Below are 26,901 nucleotides of genomic sequence, written 5' to 3'. Positions count from 1 at the left end.
TTTCGTATCGCTTCTAGCCTTAAAGCGTGGTCGTTTTTTACTGTAGTTACCAATTAAAGCTGGCTGAGATCATTATATTTCTAGGATCCCCAGGAAAGTATCGGTCGCCAGTAAAACTGGTGTAATCGGCACGCTCTGCATATGCAGTATCCATTAGGTTGTTGATTCGAGCGGTTAGTTTTAATTGCTCAGTTGCTTGCCATGTTGCGCGTAGGTTTAATAAGTTATGGCCAGCATAGTTATGTTGATTTTCTGGGTCGGTAAAATAGTCACTAACGTGATGCCATTCTAAAGCAACAAGCGTGTTATTAGTTATCTGCCAGTTTGCCTGTAAATTTGCCACGTTACGCGGTGCGGTGTCTATCTCGTTACTGTTAATATTTATACCTGACAAGGTTTGGTCATAGCTATAAGTATGTTTGGCATGGCTTGCTGCAAGGGCAAGCTGTAATGTATCCGTTAGCTGATAATCAAGCTCAAGTTCAATACCACGGTGCTGCGTTTGCCCGTCATTGACTGTAAAAAAGTCGCTGTCACGAAAGATGACGTTTTCTTTGTTCATCGCGTATGCTGAGAACACATAGTGTAGTTGTTGGTATTGACCTTTAAAGCCAAACTCTAAATTATCGGCAGTTTCAGATTCAAGATCTGCCACTTGCTGATCGCGTTGCAATTGGTATAACTCGGCTGCTTGCGGTGCACGGTAACCTTTGGATAAGTTTGCATATAGGTAATTATTGGCCGTTAATTGATAACTAAGGCCAAGCTTTGGTGAGGTGTTGGTAAAGGTATTTTCGCTACTTGGTGGGCGCGAATAACGACAGCCGCCAAACCCACATTCATTGCCATTTTCGTCAGTACGGCCTGCCAACATATTATTGGTGTAGTCGTAATTGAGTCGCTCAAACCGAGCGCCAAGACTGACACTAAGCGCTTGCCATTGCCAATCTAGACTAACAAAAGGAGCTAGTAGGATGCTGGTAACATTGTAATCATAATGCTTACCTTGCGGCACTGTGGCGATTAAAAAGTCAGAACCTTGTGTTGGCTGGTCTTGGTATTGCAAAAAGTCAGCACGGGTGTATTCGCTGTCTAGACCTAGATTTAAGGTAAAAGTGTTTGAGTAAGCATGTTGCCAAAGAGATTGTATACCAACACCACTTTGGCTGTTTTCTTCAAGTGGTGTGCCGGGTAAAAAGTGTTTAAAAAAGGTCATACTTTGGTTGCGAACATAGGGCGTTATAGTCAGCATATCTTGCTCGGTTTGCCACTGGGCTTTAGACCATAACCTAAATGAACTCGCCTCTCTAAAGGCATCGGGGTCAAAGTTTTGTTGGGCTATTTCATCATCTTTATAGCTTTCAAAGCCTTCGATAAACCCTGCGGTTTTTTGATCAAGGTTGGTATAGCTTAGCCCTGTTGTAATTGAGAGTTCGTCGTTGGTATAACGATGACGTAGGTTTAGTTTTTCTTGGTCGACGCTTTCATCATCACGATAACCCGTATCATGAGTGACACTGGCATTAATACCAATTCCTTGATTGTCCAAGTCTTTCCCGCTGCGCAATTTAAATCGGCTATAGCCGTACGAGCCTAAATCAAGACCGAGCAAGTGCTCATCATAGGTGGTATCTGGGGTGATAACATTAATAACCCCATGTACGGCATTTGAGCCATAAAGTGCAGAGCCTGGGCCTTTTAACACTTCAACGCGCTCGGCCATCTCTGTGTGGGCTTCAAATAGCTCGTTGATATTACAAAAACCTGCAGCGCGCAGTGGTATACCATCTTCTGCGGTTAAAATACCGCCGCACGCACCCGCGCCCGAAAGTACTGGAGATCGCAGTGCGGGTAAATATTCTTGGCCATTACCGTGTTGAACATTGGCTCCCGCAATTTTCTTTAAAACTTGTTCAATATGGGTTGGGGCGATTAAATCCAGCTGGGCTTGGGTAATACTGCTGATCACTAAAGGGAGTGGATCTGCACTTACTTCAGCCCGCGAGGCTGTGGTGGTTATGCGTTCAATATTGTTTTTCTCGCTAGCAATACTTATAGGTGAGGCAAGTAAGGCAGTGGTGACAATAAATAAACGCATTGTTTTCCTTATAAATTTAGTTGTTAACTCAAATCTAAAATAACAACTAAAGTAGTAACTAGCAATTACGATAAGATGAATGTATCAGTAATTTTGCTTTGCTTGATAAATTCCTCATCGTGGCTGACTAATATAAAGCTGCCAGAAAAATGCGCTAAATTTTGTGCCAATAATTGCTTGTTATTGAGGTCTAAGTGATTATCGGGTTCGTCCAGTAGTAATAAGTATTGCCCTGCATTATGCCCGGCAATAAGCATGGCTAATTGCATTTTTTCTCCGCCGCTTAATCGTTGTACTTCACGGTGAATATTGTCGCCTTTAAAGCTAATAGCAGCTAATGAGTATCGTATTTGCTGTGAGTCAAGTTCAGGGCAGTAATGTTCAACGGCTTCTTTTAGGCTATGATTCGTTGCTAGCAGCGAGCAGTGCTGGTCAATATAAAGCACCTTGCTGTTAAGTTGAATTGCCGTTGCTGTAGGTGACTTTGTAGATTCGCTTATCATTCCCAGTAGCGTTGATTTCCCCGAGCCATTTGGTCCTGCAATATGTAATTTATCGCCACTGTTAATTTGTAAAGTCACAGGGTTTTTACTACAACCACAAGGTAGGCCAAGTTTATCAATAAACAGTAAGCGTTTATTGCTGGTGGATTGGGTGAACTTTAACTTTCGTTCAATACTGTCTGGTAGCTGCTGTTTTAGCAGTTGTTGTTTTTTGGCTAACGCATCAAGCTTTGCTGAAGCTAAACGCTCATTTGCGCCTTTACTTGCTTGCGCACTGTTTTTGTTAAAATCTAGCATGACTTTAGGTTGGCTGGCACTGCGACGGTGCTTATTGCCTTGTGCAGCTCGTTGCTGTGCTTTTTCATGGTTAACTTGAGTTTGCTGTTGATGTTTTTTTGCTCTTTTGCTAAGTGATTTATTTGTTTCGTAAGCGCGGTTTGTTGCAGTAATTTTTGCTGGCAAAAATGCTGATAGTTACCAGTTTCGTAATGAATGCCAAGGCTGTTCAGCTCAATGATAGCACTGCAATGATTTAGCAATTGACGATCATGGCTAACAATAACGACTAGCCCTTTAAACGCATGTAATTGTGTTATTAACCATTGTTTTGCTGTTTGGTCTAAATGGTTGCTTGGCTCATCTAAAATCAGTAAGTCAGGCTGTGCTTGTAGGGTACAATAAAGTGTTAAACACCGTTGTTGGCCTGGGCTCAAATGACTTGTTGGAGTAGTCAGTGGTGCTTCAATACCCAAGGTTAACAGCTGTTGTTGATAGTTTTGCTCACATAGCCAATCGTCGCCTACCAGAGCAAAATCAGCCTCAGCAATACTCCCTAAGGTTATACGTGCAATGGCCGCCAACTTTTGATCGATTCCTAACAATTGGGCAATGGTATTTGAAGAGCCTTGCAAGTTGCGATCACTTAACTGCTGTTGCGTCACCACTAACCGCTTGCCGCTAAACTCAACATGTCCCGTACTAGGTTGTTGTTGGTTTGCTAATATACTCACCAATATTGATTTTCCGCTGCCATTAGCGCCGATAATCGCGGTGAGCTTTTCGTGAATTGAAAAGTTAAGATGTTTAAATTGTACATAACCATCAGGGTGCTGATAGCTTAAATTATGAACGTGTAAAGTATGCATAATGCCTCTGGAGTCAGCAGGGCATGGCGCGCAAAAGTAGTAAATTAGGTAATCTGATAGCTAGAACTATGACGAATTTTGCGCTCACTAACCCTGTAAATTCAAATAAATAAAACGAATTTCAGCAGGTGTTAGTTATTCATTAATGCGCAAACTCCATTAGGTAAGTGCTGCTATTTTAAACGAACCTCAAAGTGTTTGTCACTTACTTTTTATTTAGCCATTTGTCCATGGCGATATCATATGCTTGGGTTATTTTAGTTTTAGGGCAATCTTTACTGCCCGTGATGTAACTATCGGGCAAATCATTTTGAGGCATTGAGCCACCGCCAATAAATACCTTTTTAAAGCATTTATCACCAATACGATACGTGGTGAATTGCATGTTTTGTTGCTCAATCTTTAAAATAGGTTGCCCAGGCTTCACGTGATCTTCAGGAACGCTGATTCTGTCGGGAGCTTTTGGGTTTAATGATGTCAAATGTGATGATGAGTACGAATCTTGATACTGCATTTTGATGTTTTTTAAACCTTTATTGAGGTCTATTTTTTTGAACTCTTTAGCAGTATTTATTGTTTTTTGTTTGGGAGCGGTAGCCTTAATTTTTACTTTATTTTTTAAAGGTTGTTTATTTGCTGATATTGAGGCTGCAATAGCCGGACTGCTTTGTTTTTTTACTGTGGTTTCAGCCAGTTTGGAAGCAGGTTCTACTTGATTGGGCATGCTGACTACATAGACTTTCATTGCTGCCTTTTGGGCACTAGGCATAGTGGCTGTTTTACGGTTTATTAATACCGTGAAGATGATCACATGGATAATCACTGAAATTATCAGAGGCCAACACCATTTTGCCACAATGAACGTTCCTTATAAGATGATTTTATATGACCCTAAAATCACTGAAAAGTGCCAAGTAACTTAATATGTGAGTGTTCACTATTCCCATTATGCTTACATTCTTTACATTCTTTACATTTGAGTTAATTTTTTATTCAGCTTAACTCGCTAAGCTTAAAAGAAAGTAAAACACAGAGATTAAAATTATGAAAAGAACAATAGTATTTTGCGTGATGGTATTAGGGTTGGTATTGCTACCTCTTGAAAGTAAAGCAAGTAATAAACATGACAGAGATAGGTATGAACATAAATTCGATAAGAAGCACCAACACAGAAAGCTTAAAAAAGCGAAAAAACATGGTAAGTCTAACGGTGTCTTTTATAAGTTACCTTCAGGGCTATACAAAAAAGTAACGTACTCTCACCGCACTCCAGCGGCAAAGCCGAAGAAGTATCGTAAAGGTGATAAGTTAAACAAGGAAATGTACCGCCGTGGCAGGGTGTTAAAGCACGATAAACGCAATGGTGTTGTGGTGCTTGAAATAGACAGACGAATCTATCACCTAATGCACGATAGCCGTAAAATACTCGCAATAATAATGCGTTAATACTTTCAGTCAAAAGATTTCATTGCTGATTCATCTGTAGTTGCTATGCTAAAAGCGTTTGTTTTTAATTTATAAAACTACAAGGATTGATGTGTGTTCATATTATTAGCTGGCATTACGGTTATATTGTTTATCGCGAGTATTTTACCGCTTTCATATAGTCAACACTTTGCTGTGAGAGGCGCAGACTTTATTCGGTTACAGGTATTTTTCGGGGCTGTCATTAGCCTTGTGTGCGCTTGTATTACTGCAATAATTTATAAAGAAATGCCAACTACTTTTTTTATTGTCGTCGGGGTAAGCTCGCTCGTTATAGTGATGCAAGGGTGGTGGATTTTCCCATATACTTGGCTTGCTAACAAAGAAGTTAAAAGTAGTGATGAGGACGTAGCTCATAGTGTGCGAATAATGAGTGCCAATGTTTTGATGTCTAACCACAATAGTGAAGATTTAATAGCTTTGGTTAAACAGCATAAACCTGACTTACTCGTTACCTTAGAAAGTGATAGCTGGTGGCAAGAGCAATTAGCTGAGCTGCACGATGATTACCCTTATCGAATTGCATGCCCAAAAGACAATCGCTATGGCATGCATATTTTTAGTAAATATAAGATCATTCAACATAAAGTGTGTGAATTAGTGTCGCCAGATATTCCGTCGATTCATATTCTCTTTGAAAATGCAGATGGCCTAATCATACAAGGTCACTTTATTCACCCTGAGCCGCCAAGTCCCACGGAAAAGGAAACGTCTCGCACGCGTGATAGTGAGCTAATTATGGTGGCTAAAGCTGTTAAAGAGCCCATGAGACCAGTGATTGTTGCAGGTGATTTAAATGATGTTGCATGGTCGCGCACGACACAATTATTTATGAAACTTAGTGGCTTTTTAGATCCGCGCAAAGGAAGGGGCTTTTTTAATACTTTTCATGCCGATTACTTCTTTATGCGTTGGCCACTGGATCATTTGTTTCACAGTACTGGCTTTACCGTAAAGCGTATTAAGCGCTTAGCTAAATATGGATCAGATCATTTTGCGCTATTAACCGAGTTGGTGTATCAAAATGCTGATCAAGAGTCGCAGTTAGATAAAGATGAAAATACATTAGAGGTTGCTGAAAAGCTAAAAATGGAGGAAGTAGATAAACATCAAGTGCCTACCTTCAAAAATAAAAAGGGCCAATAAAGGCCCTTAGATTTTTAAAAGGTTTCTAGAATAAATATAAAATTAGCTGTTGATCATAATTGTTTTGATATTCACAAATTCACGAATACCAAAGCCACCGTGCTCACGGCCGTAGCCACTGTCTTTTACACCACCAAAAGGTAAGTTTGGTTGCGCTAAGCCATACCCATTGATATTTATCATGCCTGTATCAAAGTGTTTTTTGGCAAGCTCTATGGCTTTCTTTTCATCTTTTGAAAAAATGCCGCCACCTAAGCCATAGCGAGAGTCATTCGCTATGCGCATCACATCTTCATTGTCTTTTGCTTTTATCAATGAAGCCACCGGGCCAAATAATTCATCATCATAAGCAGGCATGCCTGGTGATAAGTTTTCAAGCAGTGTCGCAGGATAATAAAAACCAGTTTTATCTGGGATTTCGCCACCAAGGACTATGTTAGCGCCAGCACCAACAGACTCTTGAACTTGCTGATGTATTCTGTCTCTTAAATCTTCTCGAGCCATTGGGCCTAGGTCAGTGCTTTCATCCATTGGATCGCCAAGTTGTAAGCCTTTAAACTGCTCAGCAATGCCAGCTTTAAAGTCATCATATAGCGAGTCGACCACAACAAAACGTTTTGCCGATACACACGTTTGACCGTTATTAATCATACGACCTTGCACACATGTTTCAATCGCAAGTTCTAAATCTGCATCATCGAGTACTAAGTAAGCATCATTACTACCTAGTTCAAGTACTGTTTTTTTCACATGCTTACCTGCTGCTTCAGCAACTTTTTTACCTGTGCCATCGCTACCTGTAAATGTTACACCGCGAATTGCCTTATGGCTGATAAGCTCGCTAGCGGTTTTACCGTCAATAAGTAAGTTTTTAAACACATGACTTGGGAAGCCAGCTTCAATAAACATTGCTTCTATTTTTTCAGCCATACCAAATACATTGCCGGCATGTTTGAGTACAGCAGTGTTGCCTGCCATTACATTGGTCACGGCATAACGAATAACTTGATAAAGCGGGAAATTCCAAGGTTGAATACCCAGTAATACACCCGTAGGCTGATAACTAATGAGTGCCCGACCATTTTGCATTGGACGCTCTTCATCAGCGAGTTGTGTCTGCCCATGTTCGGCACTGTAACGGCATATTGCTGCACACAACTCTACTTCTTGCAGACCTTGCTCATACAGTTTGCCCATCTCTTGGGTCATTAAAGTGGCAAGGGATTTTTTTTGTTGTTCAAAAACATGAGCAAGTTGGTTTAAGTGTTTTGCTCGCTCAGTTAATGAAACGTGGCGCCACTGTAAAAAAGCCTCATGGCTTTTATCTATCTCATTTTTTGCCTGTTCTAAGTCAAGCAAGGTATAGTCTTCGATAGCTTGCTCTGTCGCAGGGTTGATTGTCGTTACTGTGCTTGTCATCTTTATCTCCTTACAAATAATAATAAGTAAGGAGTTTGCAAGGCTAACACCAACTCTTGGCCAGGCAATAAATTAGGTTTTAACATATTGCTGTGCATTGATTTTTTATAAAATAAATAGCTTTAATTTTGTTGTGGTTTTAGGTTAGTGCAAGTAATTAATGCAAATGGATGAAAAACTTACAAGGATTCTCACATGCAAAAACTTTTTAATACTGAGTTATCACTTATTCAAGCGCCAATGGCGGGTGTACAAAACTATCGCTTAGCTGCGGCAGTTTGTAATAGTGGTGGTTTAGGTTCATTACCTTGCGCCATGTTGTCAAAAGAGCAGCTACTAGGTGAAATTACAAAACTATCCCAGGCCACAGGTAAACCTTACAACTTAAATTTTTTTTGCCATAAACCAACATCTTATACTCAACAACAAAAGCGCCAATGGCATACACTACTCGCCCCTTATTTTACAGAGCTAGGAATCGACGAATCTAGCTTGGGTATGACGGCAACACGCCAGCCAATTAATAACGAGATAGTTGAGCTTATTGCGCCATTTAAGCCGCCAGTGGTAAGTTTTCATTTTGGTCTACCAACGACTGACATTGTAGAAAAAATTAAAAACTGGGGTGGTCAGGTTATTTCCAGTGCAACTACTGTGGATGAGGCTAAATGGCTTGAAGCTAACGGTGCTGATGCAGTTATTGCCCAAGGCCTTGAGGCGGGCGGCCATAGAGGTCACTTTTTATCAATGGATTTAAACTTGCAACAATCAACGGCGCTACTCGTTGAGCAATGTATTGGTGAGTTGAATATACCAGTCATCGCCGCAGGCGGCATTGCAACTGCGGAAGATGTTAAGCAAATGCTTGATCTGGGTGCTTGTGCAGTACAAGTGGGAAGTGCGTATTTATTATGCCAAGAGGCGACAACTTCAGCGCTGCATAGGCAGGCTATTTTAAATCAAAATGTAAATAGTACCGCGCTCACGACTATTTTTTCTGGACGAGCGGCTAGGGGAATTGAAAACCGTATTATGCGTGAACTGGGCGCTTTACCCCCTCAAGCCCCAGCATTTCCATTTGCGAGTATTGCATCAGGAGCATTACGAACACGCTCTGAAGCGCTAGGGGCAAGTGACTTTTCGCCGTTATGGTGCGGGCAAAAATACATTACAAGAGATGCAGTTAGCGCAGAAGACATTACTAAGGAGTTAATGGCAATCGATGCATGATTTATCTAAATTTCAGTTAGGCGATAGTTATGCCACCTTGGCAAAGGCTATCCTTGCACAGTGTAACAAGCAGTTTGCGGTGACCACATTTGAACGAGGTGAGGTTTTACTTCAGCAAGGTCAAAAACAGCAGTTTGGCTATTTAGTCTTGGATGGGGTGTTAGCTGCATTTCATAACTCAGATAGCGGCGAAAAAAAGTGCAAGGAGTTCTATTTTAAAGATGAATTTGTACTGCTATTTGGTAACTGGCTCACTAAAACGCCTGCGCTATATCAAATTAAAGTGATAAAGTCTGCGCGGCTTATTGCTGTGCCATTAACTAAAATTGCACAACCAGACTGGTATGAGCTAAAGCTGCAATTGGTATCACAGCAATTATTATTTAAAGAAGCGAAAGAAGCATTTTTGCTATTAAATACACCAGAGCAGCGTTATCGTTATTTGTTGGCACAAAAGCCACATTGGCTGGCGCAGCTAACCCTAACTGAAGTAGCTATGTATATCGGTGTTTCACCTATTTCTTTATCGCGAATTCGTAAACGTCTTAACTTAAGTTAAGGCAACACTTGATTCAGTAAATTAGACTGCTGTTTTTCAGGAGTCAGTATGTTTTTACTATCACAATGTTTGGTCAGTGTTGCTACGCTGCTAGATTTAGCGTCATTTCAATTTAAATCTAGGCGATTAATTTTACTGTGTTTGTTTTGCTCGGTTTTATTGACTGCTTGGCACTTTTTTTTATTGGGGCAACAAAGTGCTGGTTGGCTAATGCTCATTGCAGCCGCACGGTACTTATATTGTGTTTTTGCAAGACGACTTTTGATGATGTTGTGTTTTATTTTATTAAGTGTAACTGCGGTTTCGTTAACGTGGCATAGTTGGTTAAGTGGAATTGCTTTAGCCGCTACACTTATTCAAACTGTGGCGTCATTTCAATCCCATGATCTTAAACTACGTTCCATGATGCTCGTAGGTACGAGCATGTGGATTGCGCACAATATAATGGTCGTATCGCCGATAGCCGTAGTAATGGAATGCTTATTTTTAACCAGTAATATAGTTGGTTTATATCGATTTTATCGTGATAAACCATTCCTTACTAAAGCTGCTTAGCTATTTCTTTTAGCAGGTAAGTTTCCCTAATGATAGATAGTCCTTGTTTGTCACTATTGGCTATTGTGCGTTCATTATGAGCAATGGCATCATGTATGTTTACCCATTTGGCTTGCATACCATTTTGCTGTTCGTAATGCTCTAACTGTGCTTGGCCTAGCTGTTCATCAATATCACAAAAATAGCAGTATGACTTGATGTGAATGACGGCAAAGTCACCTTTATACCAAGGGCGGTATTCTTCATAAAGGCCAAACTCACCCGTAACTTTTATATTTTGCGCACCGGTTTCTTCTTGCAGTTCACGAAGTAAACCTTGTTCAATGCTTTCACCTTTATCAACCCCACCGCCAGGTAGGCTGTAGTCTTCATAGCGCTGTGTATACATAAGTAAAATTTTGTCGCCTTTCAAAGCGATAGCACGGCTTGTAATGCGTGTAAATTGACTCTGATTATCGGCGTTAATACTAGGATGAATATAGGTTTTGAGAAGGCGCATATCTTTATAAGCAAAAATAAATTTATAAAATTATACCGTAAAAATGATCTAAATTAACTTAGCTTTCGTAAATCTTGAGTTAATAATCGATTTCATAGAATAAGCATGTATTTAATATGTTAGGCTGGTCGATAATAAAAAGCATAGGGATTTATCATGTTAAACATTCTTTTAGTCGATGATGACAGCGAGTTTAGTGATGTTGTATGTCATATCGTCGAATTCTTAGGCCACAATATAGACACTGCAGCTAATCTGGCAGAAGCTCAAGAGTGGTTTGTGAATAATACTTTTGATCATGTGTTTTTAGATTTTATGCTGCCTGATGGCAGTGGTTTGCATTTAGTTGAGCATTTAGAAAGTATTGGGCGAACGCCTAAAATCACGTTAATTTCAGGGCACCCATCAGTAAAAGGCAAATTAGCTGAAATGTGTGCACCTAATGTCGGTCACTTAGTTAAACCATTACAACGTGAAGACATTGAACGTGTTTTAAACCCTAAGAAAAACACTGAAAAGAAAAAGTTAAAACCAAGTATTGATAAGCATTTTGGTACATTAATTGGCGAGTCAGCTGTAATGCAGCAACTTTACACCATGATTGAACGCGTCGCGAATACCAACGCAAACGTGATGCTAATGGGTGAAAGTGGTGCGGGTAAAGAGGTCGTGGCGCAAGCGATTCATAATGCGAGCCAGTGCCAAGGACCATTGGTCGCGACTAACTGCGGTGCCTTATCAAAAGAATTAATTGGCAGTGAATTATTCGGCCATGAAAAAGGTGCTTTTACAGGCGCTATTGCCCGTAAAGAAGGTGTGTTTGAGCAAGCAGCCACAGGGACTTTATTTTTAGATGAAGTAACTGAAATGCCTATCGACATGCAACCTAATTTATTACGCGTGTTAGAGAGCAAAAAAGTAACCCGCGTGGGTGGTAATAAAGAGTTACCGGTCGACTGTAGGGTAATATCTGCAACAAATCGTTCTTTGACCGATTTAGCCCAAAATAACATTATTCGTGAGGATATATATTTCCGTTTAGCCGTTTTCCCTATTGATATACCTGCATTACGTGATCGCAAAGAAGATATTCCGCTGTTAGCCAAAGCATTTTTAGAGCAGCTTAACGAAGAGAATGGAACCGATTTTAAATGGCAAGCAAACCAATTGAAAGAGCTAGAAAGCTACGATTGGCCAGGAAATGTACGTGAGCTTCGTCATGCAATTCACCGAGCATTTATTATGAGCGACCCTAAAGGAAAAAATATTACTTTACCGCAAAATTTAGAGTCTCCTTTTTCTCGGGTTAATAAGCAAACTCAAACTAACCAAGTCAGTGCGGGTCAAACGATTGAAGAAGTTGAGAAAGAATTGATCCATGCCACGTTAGATAAAGTGCAAGGCAATAAAACGCTAGCTGCACAAATGCTCGGGATCAGTACAAAAACCTTGTATAACCGTTTAAATGCCTATGGTGGCATTGGTGAATATAGTTAATAAAATCTGGGAGATTCATGAGTAATAACGAAACATTAAGAACACTGGTTCATGATGCTCGAGCACCTTTGAATCGAATTTCAATGAATGCAGAGTTGATAAAATTAGTACTTGAAAATGACATGCCAAAAGACAAAGCATTGGCAGCACTTGATAAAATTATTGCAAATTGTCAGCAGTGTAGTGAGAGCTTACAAAATATTTCAGACTTAAACTCAACTGAGTAAATTTCATGATAAAGGAAAGTAAATGAAGCTGCAAAAGCAACAAGGTAAAACTAATATCGTTTGGGCAAGTTTTATCGCCGTTGTACTGTGTATTATTGTGGGAAATGCATTTTTAGCTAGCAACACGATTCAAAGTTTAAGCCAAACACAACAGCGCTTAGATGATACCGGCATGCTCAATAGCGCAATAGAAAAACTACATTTATCAATTGTTCAAGCTGAGTCGGGTCAACGTGGTTATTTACTTACCGGCGAAGATGATTATTTAGCGCCATATTACGATGCCTTGCAACAATTAAACTCGCAGGCTGCATTAGTTAAAGGTTTACGCTCTGAAATTGATGGACAAGCAGGTAAAGTCGCGCAATTGCTTCATTTAGTCGATGAAAAGGTTGCGGTACTAACACGTACAGCTCAACTCGCTTTAGCAGACAAAGAGCGCAGAGCTCATTATTTATTGGAAACGCACGAAGGACGCAATTTGTATCGTGAAATACGCGTTTTAGCCGATGAAATTCAGGATGCTGAGTCTACTTTTAAGCTGGTGCAGTTTAAAAAATTAGGACAAATTAAAAAAGAAGCTAAAATTACTTTTGCGATTACTGCGGTGACGAGTGCTTTATTAATAATAGGTATGTTTATACTGATTCGAATTAATTTACGAGAATCGGCAAAATACAGGCTAGAGCTAGAACATCAAAACGAAACCTTGGCTTCAAAGGTGACTGAACGCACTCAAGAATTGACGCTATACTCTGATGAGCTTAGTCGAAGCAACCGGGAGCTTGAAGAGTTTGCATTTGTCGCAAGCCATGATTTGCAAGAACCGTTACGTAAAATACAAGCGTTTAGTGACCGATTAGAAACCATGTTCAAAGATGAACTAGGCGAAAAAGGCATTGACTATATTGCACGAATGAAAAATGCGGCGCAACGTATGTCGAATTTGATAAATGATTTATTAGAGTTTTCCCGTGTGACAACGCGAGGAAAAGACTTTGTTGATACTGATTTAAAACAAGTGCTTAATGAAATTGTAAGTGATTTAGAAATCGCGATTAAAGAATCAAAAGCGCAAGTTAGTATCTCAGATATGCCTGTTATTCAGGCTGACCCAAGCCAAATGCAGCAGTTATTTTTAAACTTAGTATCTAATGCCGTTAAATTTAGACGAGAAGGTGTGGCACCCATTATCACTGTAGATTATCAACATCACAGCGAATTTAGTGATGACCATAATACAGAGATCGAATGGCAAGTTATCACTGTTAAAGATAATGGCATTGGTTTTTCACAAGAATATACAGACAAAATTTTTGTACCGTTTCAACGCCTACATGGACGCTCAGAATATAAAGGCACAGGAATTGGTTTATCCGTGTGTCGACGTATTGTTGAACGTCACGGTGGAACGATAACGGCACAAAGTAAAATCGGTGAGGGAGCTACTTTCATCATCAAACTACCTGTGGAAGCTGAGCTTTTCACATTGCAAGGAGAGGCTTAAATGCCATTCACTAAAGTAAAACCTATCACCATTTTAATGGCTGATGATGACGAAGATGATCGTTTATTAACGCAAGATGCATTGGCTGAAAGTCGTGTATTAAACGAGTTACACTTTGTTGAAGACGGTGTCGAGTTACTTGAATACTTAGAACGCAAAGGCAAATTTGAAAACAAAGATGCTTCACCGCGCCCTGGGTTAATTCTGTTAGATTTGAATATGCCAAGAATGGATGGCCGCGAAGCACTACAAGCAATTAAAGCTAATCCAAATTTAAAAGGGATACCGGTTGTGATCTTAACGACCTCAAAGCAAGAGGAAGACATGGTTAAAGGTTATGATTTAGGCGCTGCTTCATATATCACTAAACCCGTTACTTTCGATGGCTTAGTCGATTTAATGAAAGCACTAGGTAAATACTGGGTTGAATTCGTTGAGTTACCTAGTACTTTTAACGATTAAAGTGGAGACGCTATGTTAGATAAGCCTACTAAACTGTTACTAGTTGAAGATGATGAAGATGATTATATTCTGACCTGTGACTATTTAGAGCAGTTAAGTTCTCATACATTTGACATAGAGTGGATAAGCGAACCGAAGCAGGCGGTTAGTGTACTGAGTAAAAATCAGCATGATATTTGCCTGCTTGACTACCGTTTAGGTGCATCTGATGGCTTAGCGGTATTAAAGCAAGCTGTTGAAAATGGCTTTAACGGGCCAATAATAATGCTTACAGGGCAATCAGATGAGGAGCTGGATTCAGCGGCTCTTGATGCCGGAGCTGTAGATTACCTTGTTAAAAATGAAATGAGCAGCAGTCGTTTTGCCCGTTCAATTCGTTATGCATTAGCACGACGAGATGTTGAAGATGAGCGTATAGAAAGGCTTAAAGCTGAGGCTGAAAATCGCTCTAAGGATCGCTTTTTAGCGCATTTAAGTCATGAGTTACGTACGCCGTTGTCTTCCATCTTAGGATATACTGAATTACTCATGCAAAGTGAAGTTAATGATAGCGCTGGTAATGAGCTCGGTGTTATTTATCGTAACGGAAAACACTTACTCAGCTTGTTAAATGATGTGCTCGATTTATCAAAAATAGCTGCTGACAAACTTGAATTAACCTGTACAGATGTAAACTTAGATAGCTTAATGGCAGATGTGTTTACATTAATGCGGGTCTCAGCGCTTGATAAGGGCTTATCACTACGATTTGAATCATTACACCCTTTACCATTGATTGTTAGCATTGATGCTACACGCTTTCGTCAAATACTGATCAATATTATCAATAACGCGATTAAGTTTACCGAACAAGGTGAGATTATCGTTCGTGCTTGGACTATGGTTGTTGATAACAGAGAAATGCTGTTTTTTAGTATTAAAGACTCAGGTTTAGGTATTGCTCCAGAGAAACAGGCATTAATATTTAAGCCATTTGAGCAAATTGCAGATGTAGAATCTCGCTCTGTTGGTGGAGCAGGGCTTGGGCTGGCTATTTGCTCTGAATTATTAAGCCGAATGCAAGGTGGTATATCTTTAGAGTCTGAAATAGGAGAAGGCTCTGAGTTCACTATTTCTCTGTACCCAGGTAATATTGAAAATGTTGAACGACACGTGCTGAAACTTGATTTAACACCCAATATGCAGCAAAAAACAGCGCCTTGTAAAGTATCTGGCCGTGTATTGGTGGTTGATGATTTGCGAGATTTACGCGTACTTGTAGGGCATATGCTTTCATCGGCAGGTGCTAGAGTAGATTATGCTGAACATGGTAAGCAAGCTCTCGATAAAGTGAAGAAAGCAGAGCAAAGAGGAGAACCTTACGATATTGTATTTTTAGATATCCATATGCCAGTAATGGGCGGCAAAGAGGCCACAATCGAGCTTAGAAAAATGGGCTTTTCAGGTGCGATTATTGCACTCACTGCAGCGACGATGAAAGGGATCCATAGCGAACTTACAGCCTTAGGGTTCAATGATGTAATAGGAAAGCCCGTCGATGCGAGTTTACTTTATCAATGCTTACAAAGTTATTTAACTAACAGCCACAAGCCAGCCGCTAAAATAGCCAATGTAGATAAAGAGCCCGACACATCCGAATCAACAATACGGTATTTATTAGTTGAGGACGATGCCGACGCTGCTCAAATTACCCAACTCTTACTGGAAAGTTTAGGGGTAGAAACCGCTATTGCAGACAGTTTTGAGCAATGTACAACAATGCTTAAATCGGATGCAAACTACGATAAAATATTGCTAGATATGCATTTGCCGGACGGCAGTGGCCTTGAACTCGCTAAATATGTTAAACAACACTATCCACATCTAAAACGCGTGATTGTCAGCGGTGTTGAGCCAGATCCTATACAAATAGAGCAGTTGAAAATTGAACAAGTGCTATTAAAACCAATTAATTTGTCTTTATTATCAGGCCTTATTGATGCCTGATAATAGACTGACGAATTACAAGTTCAGGTTCAAAGAGCGTTTGTAATTTGGGTGTCGTTTTTTTATAAACTTTACTTAATATCCAATTTGCTGCCATTTTGCCCATATCATCGATAGGGTAATTAATGGTAGAGAGTGCAGGAGAAATGTGGCGGGTGAAAAAGACGTTATCAAAACCGATAATAGAAAGTTGACTTGGCATATTGATATGATGCTCTCTGGCACTGGCCATTGCACCGGTCGCCATTTCATCATTTGCGCAAACGAGTGCAGTGAAATTATGAGCACTACGATATAGGTGTGTGAAGCCATGTGCTCCACTGTCTTCCATGAAGTTACCTTCGTACGATAATTGCTCATTAAAATCTAAGTTATGTTCACGTAAAGCTTGTTTATGGCCTGCGAGACGGTCTTGGGCGTCTTTTTTCCACAGAGGCCCGCTGATATAGGCTAGTTCTTTGTGGCCTTGTTCTAATACATATTTAGTTGCTAAATAACCACCATGTACGTTATCTAAAATAATACACCGATCAGCCAGCTCACTAATATATCGATTTAGTACGACAAACGGGGTTTTTCCTTTGCTCAGTTCAATTAAGTACTCATCTGTCACAGCTTCAACATGAAGTATTAAACCATCACAATTACGGCTAATTAAAAACTCAATAGCTTGCTCTTCTTGCTCTTGAACACTATGACCTGCAGCGATAATAACGTGTTTGCCCTGAGCGCGAAAAACAGTCTCAATACCGCCCATCATAGGCCCATAGAATGGCCCAGATAGTTCCGACACCAATAAGCCAACACTGTTCGAACAGTTTGATGCAAGTGATTGCGCAATTGAATTTGGTCGGTAGCCAAGCTCCGCCATCGCAGACATGACTTTTTTTCGAGTTACATCAGTTACATTAGCATTGTTATTCATAACTCTTGAGACAGTTGCCAGCGATACTCCCGCAAGCTTTGACACCTCATAAATGGTGGCCATGTTAATCCTTTTTCGTATCAGACGATGCTTTATTTCGAGCTGTTAAATCAGTATTTATTTGCGCTACGGTTTTATTATCCAGAATATACCTTTTCATGATCACGGCGACAAGCACACTGCCGATAGCGGGGTATAAAGTGAATGAGGTTAATATGCCATGTTTAGTTGCTTGTGAAAGCTCAGTATCTGCTTGATAACCATAATAGGCTAGTAACCACCCAGCACCTGCGCCACCAAGAGCTAGGCCAAGTTTAATAAAAAATACTACGCTAGCGTAGACCAAGCCGGTTAAACGTTGGCCGTCTTGCCATTGCCCAAACTCAATTGTATCGGCCATTTTTGCCCATAATAATGGTGTTGCCATTTGAGTAAAGAAACACCATAAAAAGTACACTAAAAACGCAAGGAACAGATTTTCACCAGGGAGCCAAAATGCGATACAGCTAATGGCAGCGGAGATGTATTGTAGGTAAATATAAGCCGTTTTTTTATCAACATATTTACTAAGAGGTTGGGCGCACGCACAACCTAAAATATTTCCAAGCATGCCTAATGTTACAAATTGTGTGACTAGATCTGCTTCACCAAGTACGTATTTAACGTAGTAAATAGCCAGAGTTGTACGTAGTACCATACTGGTTAGTAGCATCAATGATGCACCACAAAGCACTCTAAATGGACCGTTCCGCCAAAGTACAGCCATCTGTTGTTTAAGTTTTAATTGACTATTTTGTGCTGCACTCACGCGCTCTTTAGTGAACTTAAAACAAATAAGAAATAATGCAACACCGAGGCAGCTCATCAGCACCATGGTTAGCTGGTAGCCTAACGCGTTATCGCCTTTACCGAGCCAATCCACAAGTGGCAATGTGCAGCTACTGACGATTAGGCCGCCAAGCATGCCAAATACAAAGCGATATGATTGAATAGATACTCGCTCATTTGGATCTTTACTCAGTACGCCGCCTAGAGCGGAGTAGGGAATATTGATTGCGGTATAAACTAACATTAACAGGGTGTAAGTAATAAACGCATAAATCACTTTCCCCGTTGGCGATAACTCTGGTGTGGTAAAGGTGATAATACTGATCACCCCAAATGGCACTGCTAGCCACAGTAAATACGGGCGATAACTGCCATAACGAGTACGAGTTGAATCAGTAAGCGAGCCCATTAGTGGATCTGTTACTGCGTCAACAATTCGTACCACTAAAAATAATGTGCCTACCACCGCCGGTGATATACCAAAAATATCAGTGTAGAAAAAAGTTAAAAATAGCATTACCGTTTGAAAGATAATGTTGCTTGCAGTATCACCTAAACCGTAGGCTATTTTTTCTTTTTTAGTTAGCATGGTAGGTACTCATTATTAGCGTTGTTTTAATAGTGCACAATATTGTTTAGCGCTTTCTTTAAGTATACGTTGCTGAGTTTGGTAATTAATATAAACGAGGCCAAAACGCTTTTCATAGCCGTAGGCCCATTCAAAATTATCCATTAAACTCCAGGCAAAATACCCTTGTACGTTTACACCTTGGTTTATGGCATCGTTAACAGCATTTAAGTGGGTATGATAATAGCTTACACGCTCATAATCGAGTACTTGATTGTCATGAACGCTGTCGGCCATTGCGGCACCGTTTTCCGTAATATAAATTTTTGGTAAAGTATAAAGCTCATTTAATGATACCAGCAGTTCAGTTAAGCCTTGTGGGTATACTTCCCAACCCATATCTGTAATCGGCACATTAGTTAGGTTGGCTTCTTCGAACCAGTTATCAGCAGTACATTTATAATGGATGCGGGTGTAATAATTGACCCCTAAATAATCGATAGGTTGGCTTATTATTGCCATATCTTGTGGTTGAATGTCTGGCTGTACTTGCTCTGGTAGTTCATTGAGTAGTGACGGGTACTCGCCTTCTATTATCGCTTTTATATACCACTGGTTATGATATTGATCAGCTTGAAATGCAGCTAATTTGTCATTAGTTGTAAGTGGGTAGGTTGGGCTAAAATTAAGAACAATGCCGGCTTCTGTTTCAGGGCTATTCTTGCGCAATACTTGCATGGCAAGACCATGTCCAAGTAACAAGTGATGTGCAGCTTGACGTCCTGCTTTTTGGCTTTTTATGCCTGGTGCATGTACGCCAATTTCATAGCCTAAGTAAGCGCTACAAAATGGTTCGTTTAATGTTGCATAGGAGTCAACCAACCCAGCAAGCTCTTTACTGACAATATCGGCATAGGCTGCAAAAGCATAAGCGGTATCGCGGTTTACCCAGCCACCATCATCTTCTAAATACTGAGGCAAATCCCAGTGATACAAAGTGACATAGGTTTTAATATTTCGTGCTTTTAATGCCGCTAGTAAATCGCGGTAAAAGCCCATACCTTGTTGATTAGCAGTACCATCTTGGTTCATTGCACGAGGCCATGAAATAGAAAGTCGATAGGCATCAACAGCTAAATCAGCAATCATCTCTACATCTTGTTGCCATAAATTAACGTGATCACATGCAGTGTCGCCGTCACTTTTATCTGTAATTGCATTAGGCTGTTTACAGAATGTGTCCCAAATGCATGCTAGGCGTGTGTCTCTCGCCCCCTCTATTTGAAAGGACGCTGTAGCCACTCCAAATGTAAATGATGGTTTTAGCATTGGCGAATGGCTGGGTAAAGAAATTGTTTTAAACACGATTGGGTGTCCTGTAACTTATAATAGCAATTTGTATAAGGTTGAATACAATATAGCTGGTTTATGTAAGCGCTTACAATATTGTTGTAAATAAATTGCTAAATTCGATTTATATGATATAAATGTAAGCGCTTACATTTTATGTTGCAACTATTATTTGCTTTTAAAAATTATACTTAAAGTACCCTAATAGGTGTAATGAACTGATAATTAATAATTAATTAGAGATATATTATGGCACAAGCGCCTTTGACAACAAATCACCACAGCCAAGTACAGGGGATGCCTAAGCAAACATTTGCTTTAGCGTCACTGACCACATTGTTTTTTATGTGGGGCTTTATTACCTGTTTAAACGATATTTTAATTCCTTATTTAAAAGGAATGTTCTCGCTCAATTATACCCAAGCAATGCTAGTTCAATTTTGCTTTTTTGGAGCCTACTTTGTGATGTCAATCCCTGCAGGGAAGTTGGTAAGCAAAATAGGTTATCAGTACGGTATTGTCGTTGGTTTAGTTGTTGCAGCAATAGGTTGTGCACTATTTTACCCAGCAGCAGATGCACACGTGTATGAACTATTTTTGTTTGCTTTATTCGTATTAGCAAGTGGTATCACAATTTTACAAGTCTCTGCGAATCCTTATGTTAGTGTTTTAGGCTCAGCTAAAACGGCATCATCACGTTTAACAATGACACAAGCCTTTAACTCTTTAGGCACAACCGTAGCGCCTATCTTTGGTGGTTGGTTAATCCTCAGCGAAGTAAGCCAAGCCACAGCTGAACAAGTCAAACTACCTTATTTAATTTTAGCGGCAAGCTTACTAGTACTTGCTGTAATATTTGCATTATTGAAGTTACCTAAGCTTGGTAAAGCGGATTCAAATGAAAATGCTCAAGTAGATGATAACTTTGTTGATTTAGGTAGTGTTTGGCAATATCGCCATCTTATTTTTGGTGCTTTAGGTATTTTTGTTTATGTAGGTGCTGAAGTAGCAATTGGTAGCTTTCTGGTAGGCTTTTTAACTCTTGACCACATTGCAGCGTTAAGCGAGCAACAAGCAGCTCATTATATTAGTTATTACTTTGCAGGCGCAATGATAGGTCGTTTTGCTGGTGCCGTCATTATGCAAAAAATTAACGCTCATACAGTACTAGCTTGCCATGCTGTTTTAGCCGTAGTGCTCATTTTAGTTGCTATGACAGGGCAAGGCACACTAGCAATGTGGGCCATTTTATTCGTGGGCTTATGTAACTCAATCATGTTCCCAACTATTTTTAGCTTAGCGCTACAGGGTTTGGGGAAATACACCTCGCAAGGGTCAGGTATTTTATGCTTGGCAATTGTTGGTGGTGCGATTATTCCACTTTTACAAGGTGTGCTGGCTGATAGTATTGGTGTGCAACTAGCGCTGTTACTTCCCATCGGTTGTTATATTTATATCACTTACTTTGCGCTATTTGGCTCAAAAGTATCTTCAACTCGTCATTCATAATTAGGTGCAAAACATGACATTAAAAAAACCATTCACACTTTCGGCGCTGATGATCGCGACAATAGCGATGAACGGCTGTACTGGGCCTGATCAAATGCAAACAAAAAAAACGGATGAGCAAGAAATTTGGCCCATGATCACCACAGGCATTAAAGATGATGCTGCGATGGAAGCTAAAATAGCTAAATTATTATCAAGCATGACACTTGAGCAAAAAATAGCGCAAATGATACAGCCAGAAATACGCGATATTACAGTAGAAGATATGCGTAAATATGGGTTTGGCTCTTACCTAAATGGTGGTGGAGCTTTTCCAAATAATAACAAACATGCCAGTGCTGCTGATTGGATAGATCTAGCTGAAAAAATGTACCAAGCATCAATCGATGATTCACTTGATGGCAGTCGTATTCCGACTATGTGGGGCACAGATGCCGTACATGGTCATAATAACGTTATTGGCGCAACCTTATTCCCGCATAATATCGGTCTAGGTGCGACCAATAATCCTGCCTTAATTGAAAAAATTGCAGCTGCTACAGCACAAGAAGTTATGGTGACGGGGATTGATTGGGTATTCGCACCTACCGTTGCTGTTGTGCGTGATGACCGTTGGGGTCGCACTTACGAAGGTTACTCAGAAGACCCTGAAATAGTAAAAGAGTATTCTGCTGCCATAGTAAAAGGCTTACAGGGCGCTGTGGAGCAAGACTTCTTATCTGATAAGCGTGTGATCAGCACAGTAAAACACTTCTTAGGTGATGGCGGTACGCAAGGTGGTGACGATCAAGGAAATAACGTTGATAGCGAAGCTGATTTATTTAATATTCATGCTCAAGGCTATGTAGGCGGTTTAGGCGCAGGGGCGCAAACTGTGATGGCGTCTTTTAACAGTTGGAATGGCGAGAAAATACATGGCAGTAAGTACCTGCTTACTGATGTGCTAAAAGGCAAAATGGGATTTGATGGTTTTGTTGTTGGTGATTGGAACGGCCACGGACAAATCCCAGGCTGTACAAATGGTAATTGTGCACAAGCTGCAAATGCAGGCCTTGACGTATACATGGTGCCGACTGATGCGTGGAAGCCATTATATGAAAACTTAATAACCCAGGTTAAGGACGGTGCGATTGCGCAGTCACGCATTGATGATGCGGTAACACGTATTCTACGAGTGAAAATGCGCGCAGGGTTATTTGATAAGCCAAGCCCAGCACAACGGCCATTATCAGGAAAAACAGAGGTAATAGGCAGTGCTGAACATCGCGAAATTGCTAAGCAGGCTGTACGTGAGTCATTAGTATTACTTAAAAATAAAGCACAGTTGTTACCTCTTTCACCTAAAGCAAACGTATTGGTCGCTGGTTTAGGTGCCGATAACATTGGTATGCAATCGGGTGGTTGGAGTATTACATGGCAAGGTACTGGTAACGAAAATAGCGATTTCCCTGGTGGCACATCGATTTTGGATGGTATTGAATCCACTGTTAAGCAAGCAGGCGGGCAAGTTCAGTATGACTTAAACGGTGAGTTCAATACTCGTCCAGATGTTGCAATTGTCGTTTTTGGCGAGCAACCATACGCTGAAGGTAATGGTGACTTAGATAACCTTGAGTATCAACGTGGTAATAAAACAGATTTAGCATTGCTGCGTAAGTTTAAAGCAGCAGGGATCCCCGTTGTATCGCTGTTTATTAGTGGTCGTCCAATGTGGGTAAACGCTGAACTTAATGCCAGCGATGCCTTTGTTGCGACTTGGTTACCAGGCAGCGAAGGAGATGCAATAAGTGATGTACTATTTGCTGATGCCGATGGTTCAGTTAACCATGACTTTAAGGGTAAGTTATCATTTTCGTGGCCTAATAATCCAATTGATAACGAAAATAGAGGCGATGCTAACTACGCGCCGTTATTACCTTATGGCTTTGGCTTAACGTATGCAGATAAAAACACTCTTGCTGATGATTTAGCAGAGCAAAGCAATGCAACACAGCAGCTTGAAGACTTAGTGTTATTTGAGCGTGCAGTTAAAGCGCCGTGGGGCTTAGTACTACAAAGTGGCGAACAACAAAAAACAATGGCGAGTAGCCGTGAATCTGTGGGCGCTGTCAGTGTTAAAACCTTTGATAAAGAGGTTCAAGAAGATGCGCGTGCCATAACCTTTACTGGTAATGAGCTTGCTGCTGTACGTTTAATGGCTTCGTTTCCGTCAGATTTACGCTCATACGTTGAAAAATCAGGCCAGCTACAAATGCAAGTTAAAGTAGAGCAAAGTGCTGATGCGCCACTTTGGCTTGGTATGCAGTGTGGTGAAGATTGCCAAGGTAAATTTGATATTGCTAAACAACTGCAAAGTACAAATCAGTGGCAAACAGTCAATATAGACTTGGCTTGCTTTACTGAGCAAGGTGTCAATTTATCGCAGGTGTTCTCACCTTGGCAGTTAAGTACTTCAGCACCATGGCAGGTTTCTATTGCTAAGCTTAGTATTACCAGTAAGCAAGCTAACGAGAACGTTATTTCATGTCAGTAAAATCGCTATTTCTCATAGTTTTGGCAGGTGCGCTTAGCGCCTGCCAAACCTCACAGCCGCCAACTCAGGCCAGTATTGGTCAGGGTTGGCAGCTTGTCTGGCAAGATGAATTTAATGCGGCCACTCTTGATTTAAATAAGTGGCAGCACGAAGTTAACTGCCGAGGTGGTGGTAACGATGAGCAGCAGTGCTATACAGCACGCGAGCAAAATAGTTACCTGCAAGACGGTTTATTGCATATTGTCGCGATAAAAGAAGATTACACCGGACCTTTATATAACGCTGATGAAGTAAGTACTGAAGCGCAAGCTAAGCTGCAAGGCACACAGCCATTTACCTCTGCGCGGTTGCGAACTAAGGGCCAGGGCGATTGGCGTTATGGCCGTATTGAGGTTCGTGCAAAACTACCTGCTGGGCAGGGAGCTTGGCCTGCAATTTGGATGTTACCCACCGATTGGGAATACGGCACGTGGGCGTCATCGGGCGAAATAGACATCATGGAAGCGGTAAACTTAAAGACCCTAACAGATGATAAAACAGCCCCTGTAGGTACCCTTGAAAGCCGAATACATGGCACTTTGCATTATGGTGGCCCAGCGCCTGAAAATGTTTATAGTGGCTTGCCTTACACATTTACAGCTGATCAAAATCCTGCTGATGTATTTCATACTTATGCTATTGAGTGGCAGCAAGATGAAATTCGTTGGTATGTTGATGATCTCCACTTTGCCACTTTTAACAATAAGCAGTGGTATTCAAAGTCAAAACAAGCAGATGGAACATTCATAGAGAATACGGGCTTTGCCCCCTTTGATAAGCGTTTTCACCTTTTAATTAATTTTGCTATTGGCGGTAATTGGCCTGCAAATGTTAATGACAAAGGGGTTGATAAAAGCGGTTTTGAGAAACAAATGCTGGTGGATTATGTCCGCGTTTTTCAATGCTCTGTCAATCCTCAAACGGGTGAAGGTTGCGCCACGATTCAACCAAGCGCAAAGTTGATTCCAGGTAATCGCAAGTAACAAACTTTGAGTCTTAAGCCCGTTTTTGTATCGCCGAACTCGTTACATTGATAGGCTTTTGACTCACTCTCTATAGACTAAACAGTGGTTTAACGATTTAGTTTTTGCAGCAATAGTTGACGAATTCTACGAGCAGTTTGCTCATCAATATCCCCCAAAATACCCTTAGCATGCGGTGCTATTTGATCGCCTATATCTTTGTTATTACTAAATACATAATGATCAAAAAATTGCTGCCAATGAGTTTGCTGTGACTGTGGTAAGTCTTTTATTGCTAACATGCTGTGTAGCATGGCATCAAACGGGTTGGCTAGGTAATCGGGCGCTTGACGCCACCAGTAATTAACGAGCACGTTAAATTGGCTGTGAGCGCTTACGTGGTGCCACCAAAGCGCAGGAATGAATATCCCATCGCCTGGTTCTAATTTGGCTATTTGAGCGCTGTTAAGTGCATTTTGAAATCGTGGAAAGCGATTAAGATCGGGAGCGGTAAAGTCAACTAGGCTGACAGCTTGCCCTGCAGGCGTAAACTCTAATGGGCCAATGTACAAGTTATTGACCTGCTCAGGTGAGAATAAAATAAACTCACGGCTACCTGCACCAACACAAGCCAAATTATCAGCATTATCATAATGGGCTGCAATACGGCTGTGATTACCTACCCAGAGGCTTTTTAAGCAGCTATGCGTGGTTACCTCTAATGGGTTTTTAATTGTAAATTCGGGTGCGCAATAATCACATGCAGTCGACCCCATATAGTATGAGTCTGAATTGTCAGTTGTGAGAGATTGCTCCAGTGTAGTGATTAACTCAACTAAGGTACTGGCGTATTGCGTGAAGTTTAGGTCGGTCATATCTGCATTATAGAAATAACGACCTTGCTCTTTTTCTTTTGCTGTAAAAGCACGCACAGGCGAGTTACTGGCAATGCTTTTTAAATACTTTAGTGCGTGAGTATCACCGAGTTGTGCGTTTTGGACCATAGGCCAATGCGCGCATATTCCCTTGATTACGATAGGAGCTGTTTGCTCGGCTAAAAACGCAGGCAAGTCGTTAATATCATTAATATGGCATTGCTTTACTTGCTGCTTTATTTGTTGAGCTGCACTTTGCATTACTGCGCAGCCCATTTGTTTTTAAGTAATGTAGGAATTTGTTCAAGTGACGCAATGGCCATATAAATAGCATTTAGGTAGCCGCCTTGTTGTAGCTTTTGTAGTTGTTCGCCATTAAGTGTATTTAACACTTGTTGGTTTATAGTATAAAAGCCACCCACAGTTACTTTTTCTCCATTTTTTTGTTGGTATTCAATTGAAAACGCTTCAATTAAATTAAGTGCTAATAGCTGCTCAAAAAAAGCGGGTAGGGCTTGGTTTTCGATATGCAGCGTATTGAGAACTTGTGCAATATGGTTTAAATAGTCGCTATTTCCGCCATGTTCTAAAAATATCGCTTCGCCTTGTTCTTGGTTTAAACGTGGGCTGTCTAAATCTAGATGAACGACTAAAGACTGCTCTGGTATACCTTGGTTATACTGCGTTTGTTGGCCGATTAAAAACGGCTGGCGCTGCATACTCAGTGGCAGGTAGTTAAGTGATAAATTACCTTGCTCATCTAGCAATAAGTTTTCATTATTCTCAAAGCCAAATAATGCGAGGGCTTCAAATTGCCCTGTGTTTGGGTGTTTACGAAATACGATTGGTTGCTGTGCTTGCACCTTAGTAAATTCATTTGGGAAAATAGCCGTGCAGCTAATAGTGTCACCCCATTTAGCACCGCGCTCTGTTATTACTTTTAAGTCTTTATGGCTAATGTTATCAAGTAAAACGTGATTGGCCATGTGGCCTC

Annotated in this window: 24 protein-coding genes; 13 read left to right on the top strand and 11 right to left on the bottom strand. The window is 40.6% G+C overall.

From position 1 onward, the window contains the following. Positions 1–46: 46 nt before the first annotated feature. The 4 genes from QMA12_RS16265 to QMA12_RS16250 form a co-directional block, all read right to left on the bottom strand. Positions 47–2,098, bottom strand: a complete 2,052-nt coding sequence (locus tag QMA12_RS16265) for a TonB-dependent receptor (RefSeq protein WP_290210671.1) — start codon at positions 2,096–2,098, stop codon at positions 47–49. 65 nt (positions 2,099–2,163) lie between these two features. Next, complete coding sequence (locus QMA12_RS16260) at positions 2,164–2,898, bottom strand: ATP-binding cassette domain-containing protein (protein ID WP_290210693.1); 735 nt, start codon at positions 2,896–2,898, stop codon at positions 2,164–2,166. Beyond that, positions 2,892–3,746 carry an ATP-binding cassette domain-containing protein gene (locus tag QMA12_RS16255; protein WP_290210670.1) on the bottom strand — a complete coding sequence of 285 codons (855 nt, stop codon included), beginning with the start codon at positions 3,744–3,746 and terminating at the stop codon, positions 2,892–2,894. The genes QMA12_RS16260 and QMA12_RS16255 overlap by 7 nt, the downstream gene beginning before the upstream one ends. 205 nt (positions 3,747–3,951) lie before the next feature. Next, positions 3,952–4,602, bottom strand: a complete 651-nt coding sequence (locus QMA12_RS16250) for a hypothetical protein (RefSeq protein ID WP_290210669.1) — start codon at positions 4,600–4,602, stop codon at positions 3,952–3,954. A gap of 188 nt (positions 4,603–4,790) precedes the next feature. On the opposite strand from QMA12_RS16250, the gene QMA12_RS16245 reads away from it, so the two are divergent. Then, positions 4,791–5,192: a hypothetical protein gene (locus QMA12_RS16245; protein WP_290210668.1), complete on the top strand. Its 402-nt coding sequence runs from the start codon at positions 4,791–4,793 to the stop codon at positions 5,190–5,192. A gap of 93 nt (positions 5,193–5,285) precedes the next feature. Further along, entirely contained in the window at positions 5,286–6,377 is a 1,092-nt protein-coding gene (locus QMA12_RS16240; RefSeq protein WP_087532448.1) for an endonuclease/exonuclease/phosphatase family protein, read from the top strand. A gap of 42 nt (positions 6,378–6,419) precedes the next feature. Here the strand turns inward: QMA12_RS16240 and QMA12_RS16235 are convergent, their stop codons facing one another. Continuing rightward, positions 6,420–7,796: an NAD-dependent succinate-semialdehyde dehydrogenase gene (locus QMA12_RS16235; RefSeq protein ID WP_290210667.1), complete on the bottom strand. Its 1,377-nt coding sequence runs from the start codon at positions 7,794–7,796 to the stop codon at positions 6,420–6,422. A 195-nt stretch (positions 7,797–7,991) separates the two neighbouring features. On the opposite strand from QMA12_RS16235, the gene QMA12_RS16230 reads away from it, so the two are divergent. Genes QMA12_RS16230 through QMA12_RS16220 form a run of 3 tightly spaced genes read left to right on the top strand, consistent with a single transcriptional unit; the run spans position 7,992 to position 10,140 of the window. Then, a complete protein-coding gene (locus tag QMA12_RS16230; protein WP_290210666.1) occupies positions 7,992–9,026 on the top strand; it encodes a nitronate monooxygenase in 1,035 nt (344 codons plus the stop codon). Beyond that, entirely contained in the window at positions 9,019–9,585 is a 567-nt protein-coding gene (locus tag QMA12_RS16225; protein WP_290210665.1) for a Crp/Fnr family transcriptional regulator, read from the top strand. The genes QMA12_RS16230 and QMA12_RS16225 overlap by 8 nt, the downstream gene beginning before the upstream one ends. Positions 9,586–9,633: 48 nt before the next feature. After that, positions 9,634–10,140, top strand: a complete 507-nt coding sequence (locus QMA12_RS16220; RefSeq protein WP_290210664.1) for a YgjV family protein — start codon at positions 9,634–9,636, stop codon at positions 10,138–10,140. Here QMA12_RS16220 and QMA12_RS16215 read toward each other — a convergent pair. Next, complete coding sequence (locus QMA12_RS16215) at positions 10,127–10,639, bottom strand: NUDIX hydrolase (RefSeq protein WP_087532443.1); 513 nt, start codon at positions 10,637–10,639, stop codon at positions 10,127–10,129. The genes QMA12_RS16220 and QMA12_RS16215 overlap by 14 nt on opposite strands. A gap of 156 nt (positions 10,640–10,795) precedes the next feature. Between QMA12_RS16215 and QMA12_RS16210 the strand changes: the two genes are divergently transcribed. From QMA12_RS16210 to QMA12_RS16190, 5 genes are read left to right on the top strand one after another with little or no spacing between them, the layout of a single operon-like run. After that, positions 10,796–12,136 (top strand): sigma-54 dependent transcriptional regulator, encoded by a 1,341-nt coding sequence (locus tag QMA12_RS16210; RefSeq protein ID WP_087532442.1) that lies wholly within the window; start codon positions 10,796–10,798, stop codon positions 12,134–12,136. 17 nt (positions 12,137–12,153) lie between these two features. After that, positions 12,154–12,363 (top strand): histidine kinase dimerization/phospho-acceptor domain-containing protein, encoded by a 210-nt coding sequence (locus QMA12_RS16205; protein ID WP_087532441.1) that lies wholly within the window; start codon positions 12,154–12,156, stop codon positions 12,361–12,363. 22 nt (positions 12,364–12,385) lie between these two features. Beyond that, complete coding sequence (locus tag QMA12_RS16200; protein ID WP_087532440.1) at positions 12,386–13,870, top strand: sensor histidine kinase; 1,485 nt, start codon at positions 12,386–12,388, stop codon at positions 13,868–13,870. Next, positions 13,871–14,332, top strand: coding sequence for a response regulator (locus tag QMA12_RS16195; protein WP_087532439.1), 462 nt, complete (start codon positions 13,871–13,873; stop codon positions 14,330–14,332). It begins immediately after the preceding gene. Positions 14,333–14,344: 12 nt separating this feature from the next. After that, entirely contained in the window at positions 14,345–16,318 is a 1,974-nt protein-coding gene (locus tag QMA12_RS16190; RefSeq protein ID WP_290210663.1) for a response regulator, read from the top strand. On the opposite strand, the gene QMA12_RS16185 is transcribed toward QMA12_RS16190, so the two are convergent. Genes QMA12_RS16185 through QMA12_RS16175 form a run of 3 tightly spaced genes read right to left on the bottom strand, consistent with a single transcriptional unit; the run spans position 16,305 to position 19,968 of the window. Further along, entirely contained in the window at positions 16,305–17,306 is a 1,002-nt protein-coding gene (locus tag QMA12_RS16185) for a LacI family DNA-binding transcriptional regulator (RefSeq protein WP_290210662.1), read from the bottom strand. The genes QMA12_RS16190 and QMA12_RS16185 overlap by 14 nt on opposite strands. A gap of 1 nt (position 17,307) precedes the next feature. Further along, the gene (locus tag QMA12_RS16180; protein ID WP_290210661.1) at positions 17,308–18,660 is read right to left on the bottom strand and encodes an MFS transporter; all 1,353 of its coding nucleotides are present in this window, start codon (positions 18,658–18,660) and stop codon (positions 17,308–17,310) included. Between the two features lie 15 nt (positions 18,661–18,675). Next, positions 18,676–19,968 (bottom strand): GH1 family beta-glucosidase, encoded by a 1,293-nt coding sequence (locus QMA12_RS16175; protein ID WP_290210692.1) that lies wholly within the window; start codon positions 19,966–19,968, stop codon positions 18,676–18,678. 270 nt (positions 19,969–20,238) lie between these two features. On the opposite strand from QMA12_RS16175, the gene QMA12_RS16170 reads away from it, so the two are divergent. Genes QMA12_RS16170 through QMA12_RS16160 form a run of 3 tightly spaced genes read left to right on the top strand, consistent with a single transcriptional unit; the run spans position 20,239 to position 25,053 of the window. Next, positions 20,239–21,498: a sugar MFS transporter gene (locus QMA12_RS16170; RefSeq protein WP_290210660.1), complete on the top strand. Its 1,260-nt coding sequence runs from the start codon at positions 20,239–20,241 to the stop codon at positions 21,496–21,498. A 13-nt stretch (positions 21,499–21,511) separates the two neighbouring features. Then, the gene (locus QMA12_RS16165) at positions 21,512–24,031 is read left to right on the top strand and encodes an exo 1,3/1,4-beta-D-glucan glucohydrolase (protein WP_290210659.1); all 2,520 of its coding nucleotides are present in this window, start codon (positions 21,512–21,514) and stop codon (positions 24,029–24,031) included. Continuing rightward, complete coding sequence (locus QMA12_RS16160) at positions 24,022–25,053, top strand: glycoside hydrolase family 16 protein (protein ID WP_290210658.1); 1,032 nt, start codon at positions 24,022–24,024, stop codon at positions 25,051–25,053. Before QMA12_RS16165 ends, QMA12_RS16160 begins: the two co-directional genes overlap by 10 nt. An 89-nt stretch (positions 25,054–25,142) precedes the next feature. Here the strand turns inward: QMA12_RS16160 and QMA12_RS16155 are convergent, their stop codons facing one another. Together QMA12_RS16155 and QMA12_RS16150 are read right to left on the bottom strand one after the other, a co-directional pair. Further along, positions 25,143–26,168: a cupin-like domain-containing protein gene (locus QMA12_RS16155; protein ID WP_176372533.1), complete on the bottom strand. Its 1,026-nt coding sequence runs from the start codon at positions 26,166–26,168 to the stop codon at positions 25,143–25,145. After that, complete coding sequence (locus tag QMA12_RS16150; RefSeq protein WP_087532430.1) at positions 26,168–26,893, bottom strand: SapC family protein; 726 nt, start codon at positions 26,891–26,893, stop codon at positions 26,168–26,170. Before QMA12_RS16150 ends, QMA12_RS16155 begins: the two co-directional genes overlap by 1 nt. Positions 26,894–26,901 lie beyond the last annotated feature (8 nt).

Origin of the sequence: Pseudoalteromonas sp. APC 3893 (genome assembly GCF_030408095.1) — a bacterium.
Taxonomy (GTDB): domain Bacteria; phylum Pseudomonadota; class Gammaproteobacteria; order Enterobacterales; family Alteromonadaceae; genus Pseudoalteromonas.
This window is presented reverse-complemented; position numbering and strand designations above follow the sequence as displayed.

What these genes read in the sequence shown, in the direction of transcription:
- QMA12_RS16220 (WP_290210664.1), top strand. Translation starts at nt 9,634, where the DNA reads ATGTTTTTACTATCACAATGTTTGGTCAGTGTTGCTACGCTGCTAGAT.
- QMA12_RS16190 (WP_290210663.1), top strand. Translation starts at nt 14,345, where the DNA reads ATGTTAGATAAGCCTACTAAACTGTTACTAGTTGAAGATGATGAAGAT.
- QMA12_RS16200 (WP_087532440.1), top strand. Translation starts at nt 12,386, where the DNA reads ATGAAGCTGCAAAAGCAACAAGGTAAAACTAATATCGTTTGGGCAAGT.
- QMA12_RS16255 (WP_290210670.1), bottom strand. Translation starts at nt 3,746, where the DNA reads ATGCATACTTTACACGTTCATAATTTAAGCTATCAGCACCCTGATGGT.
- QMA12_RS16210 (WP_087532442.1), top strand. Translation starts at nt 10,796, where the DNA reads ATGTTAAACATTCTTTTAGTCGATGATGACAGCGAGTTTAGTGATGTT.
- QMA12_RS16185 (WP_290210662.1), bottom strand. Translation starts at nt 17,306, where the DNA reads ATGGCCACCATTTATGAGGTGTCAAAGCTTGCGGGAGTATCGCTGGCA.
- QMA12_RS16265 (WP_290210671.1), bottom strand. Translation starts at nt 2,098, where the DNA reads ATGCGTTTATTTATTGTCACCACTGCCTTACTTGCCTCACCTATAAGT.
- QMA12_RS16245 (WP_290210668.1), top strand. Translation starts at nt 4,791, where the DNA reads ATGAAAAGAACAATAGTATTTTGCGTGATGGTATTAGGGTTGGTATTG.
- QMA12_RS16260 (WP_290210693.1), bottom strand. Translation starts at nt 2,898, where the DNA reads ATGCTAGATTTTAACAAAAACAGTGCGCAAGCAAGTAAAGGCGCAAAT.
- QMA12_RS16155 (WP_176372533.1), bottom strand. Translation starts at nt 26,168, where the DNA reads ATGCAAAGTGCAGCTCAACAAATAAAGCAGCAAGTAAAGCAATGCCAT.
- QMA12_RS16230 (WP_290210666.1), top strand. Translation starts at nt 7,992, where the DNA reads ATGCAAAAACTTTTTAATACTGAGTTATCACTTATTCAAGCGCCAATG.
- QMA12_RS16225 (WP_290210665.1), top strand. Translation starts at nt 9,019, where the DNA reads ATGCATGATTTATCTAAATTTCAGTTAGGCGATAGTTATGCCACCTTG.
- QMA12_RS16160 (WP_290210658.1), top strand. Translation starts at nt 24,022, where the DNA reads ATGTCAGTAAAATCGCTATTTCTCATAGTTTTGGCAGGTGCGCTTAGC.
- QMA12_RS16170 (WP_290210660.1), top strand. Translation starts at nt 20,239, where the DNA reads ATGGCACAAGCGCCTTTGACAACAAATCACCACAGCCAAGTACAGGGG.
- QMA12_RS16165 (WP_290210659.1), top strand. Translation starts at nt 21,512, where the DNA reads ATGACATTAAAAAAACCATTCACACTTTCGGCGCTGATGATCGCGACA.
- QMA12_RS16215 (WP_087532443.1), bottom strand. Translation starts at nt 10,639, where the DNA reads ATGCGCCTTCTCAAAACCTATATTCATCCTAGTATTAACGCCGATAAT.
- QMA12_RS16175 (WP_290210692.1), bottom strand. Translation starts at nt 19,968, where the DNA reads ATGCTAAAACCATCATTTACATTTGGAGTGGCTACAGCGTCCTTTCAA.
- QMA12_RS16205 (WP_087532441.1), top strand. Translation starts at nt 12,154, where the DNA reads ATGAGTAATAACGAAACATTAAGAACACTGGTTCATGATGCTCGAGCA.
- QMA12_RS16195 (WP_087532439.1), top strand. Translation starts at nt 13,871, where the DNA reads ATGCCATTCACTAAAGTAAAACCTATCACCATTTTAATGGCTGATGAT.
- QMA12_RS16180 (WP_290210661.1), bottom strand. Translation starts at nt 18,660, where the DNA reads ATGCTAACTAAAAAAGAAAAAATAGCCTACGGTTTAGGTGATACTGCA.
- QMA12_RS16235 (WP_290210667.1), bottom strand. Translation starts at nt 7,796, where the DNA reads ATGACAAGCACAGTAACGACAATCAACCCTGCGACAGAGCAAGCTATC.
- QMA12_RS16150 (WP_087532430.1), bottom strand. Translation starts at nt 26,893, where the DNA reads ATGGCCAATCACGTTTTACTTGATAACATTAGCCATAAAGACTTAAAA.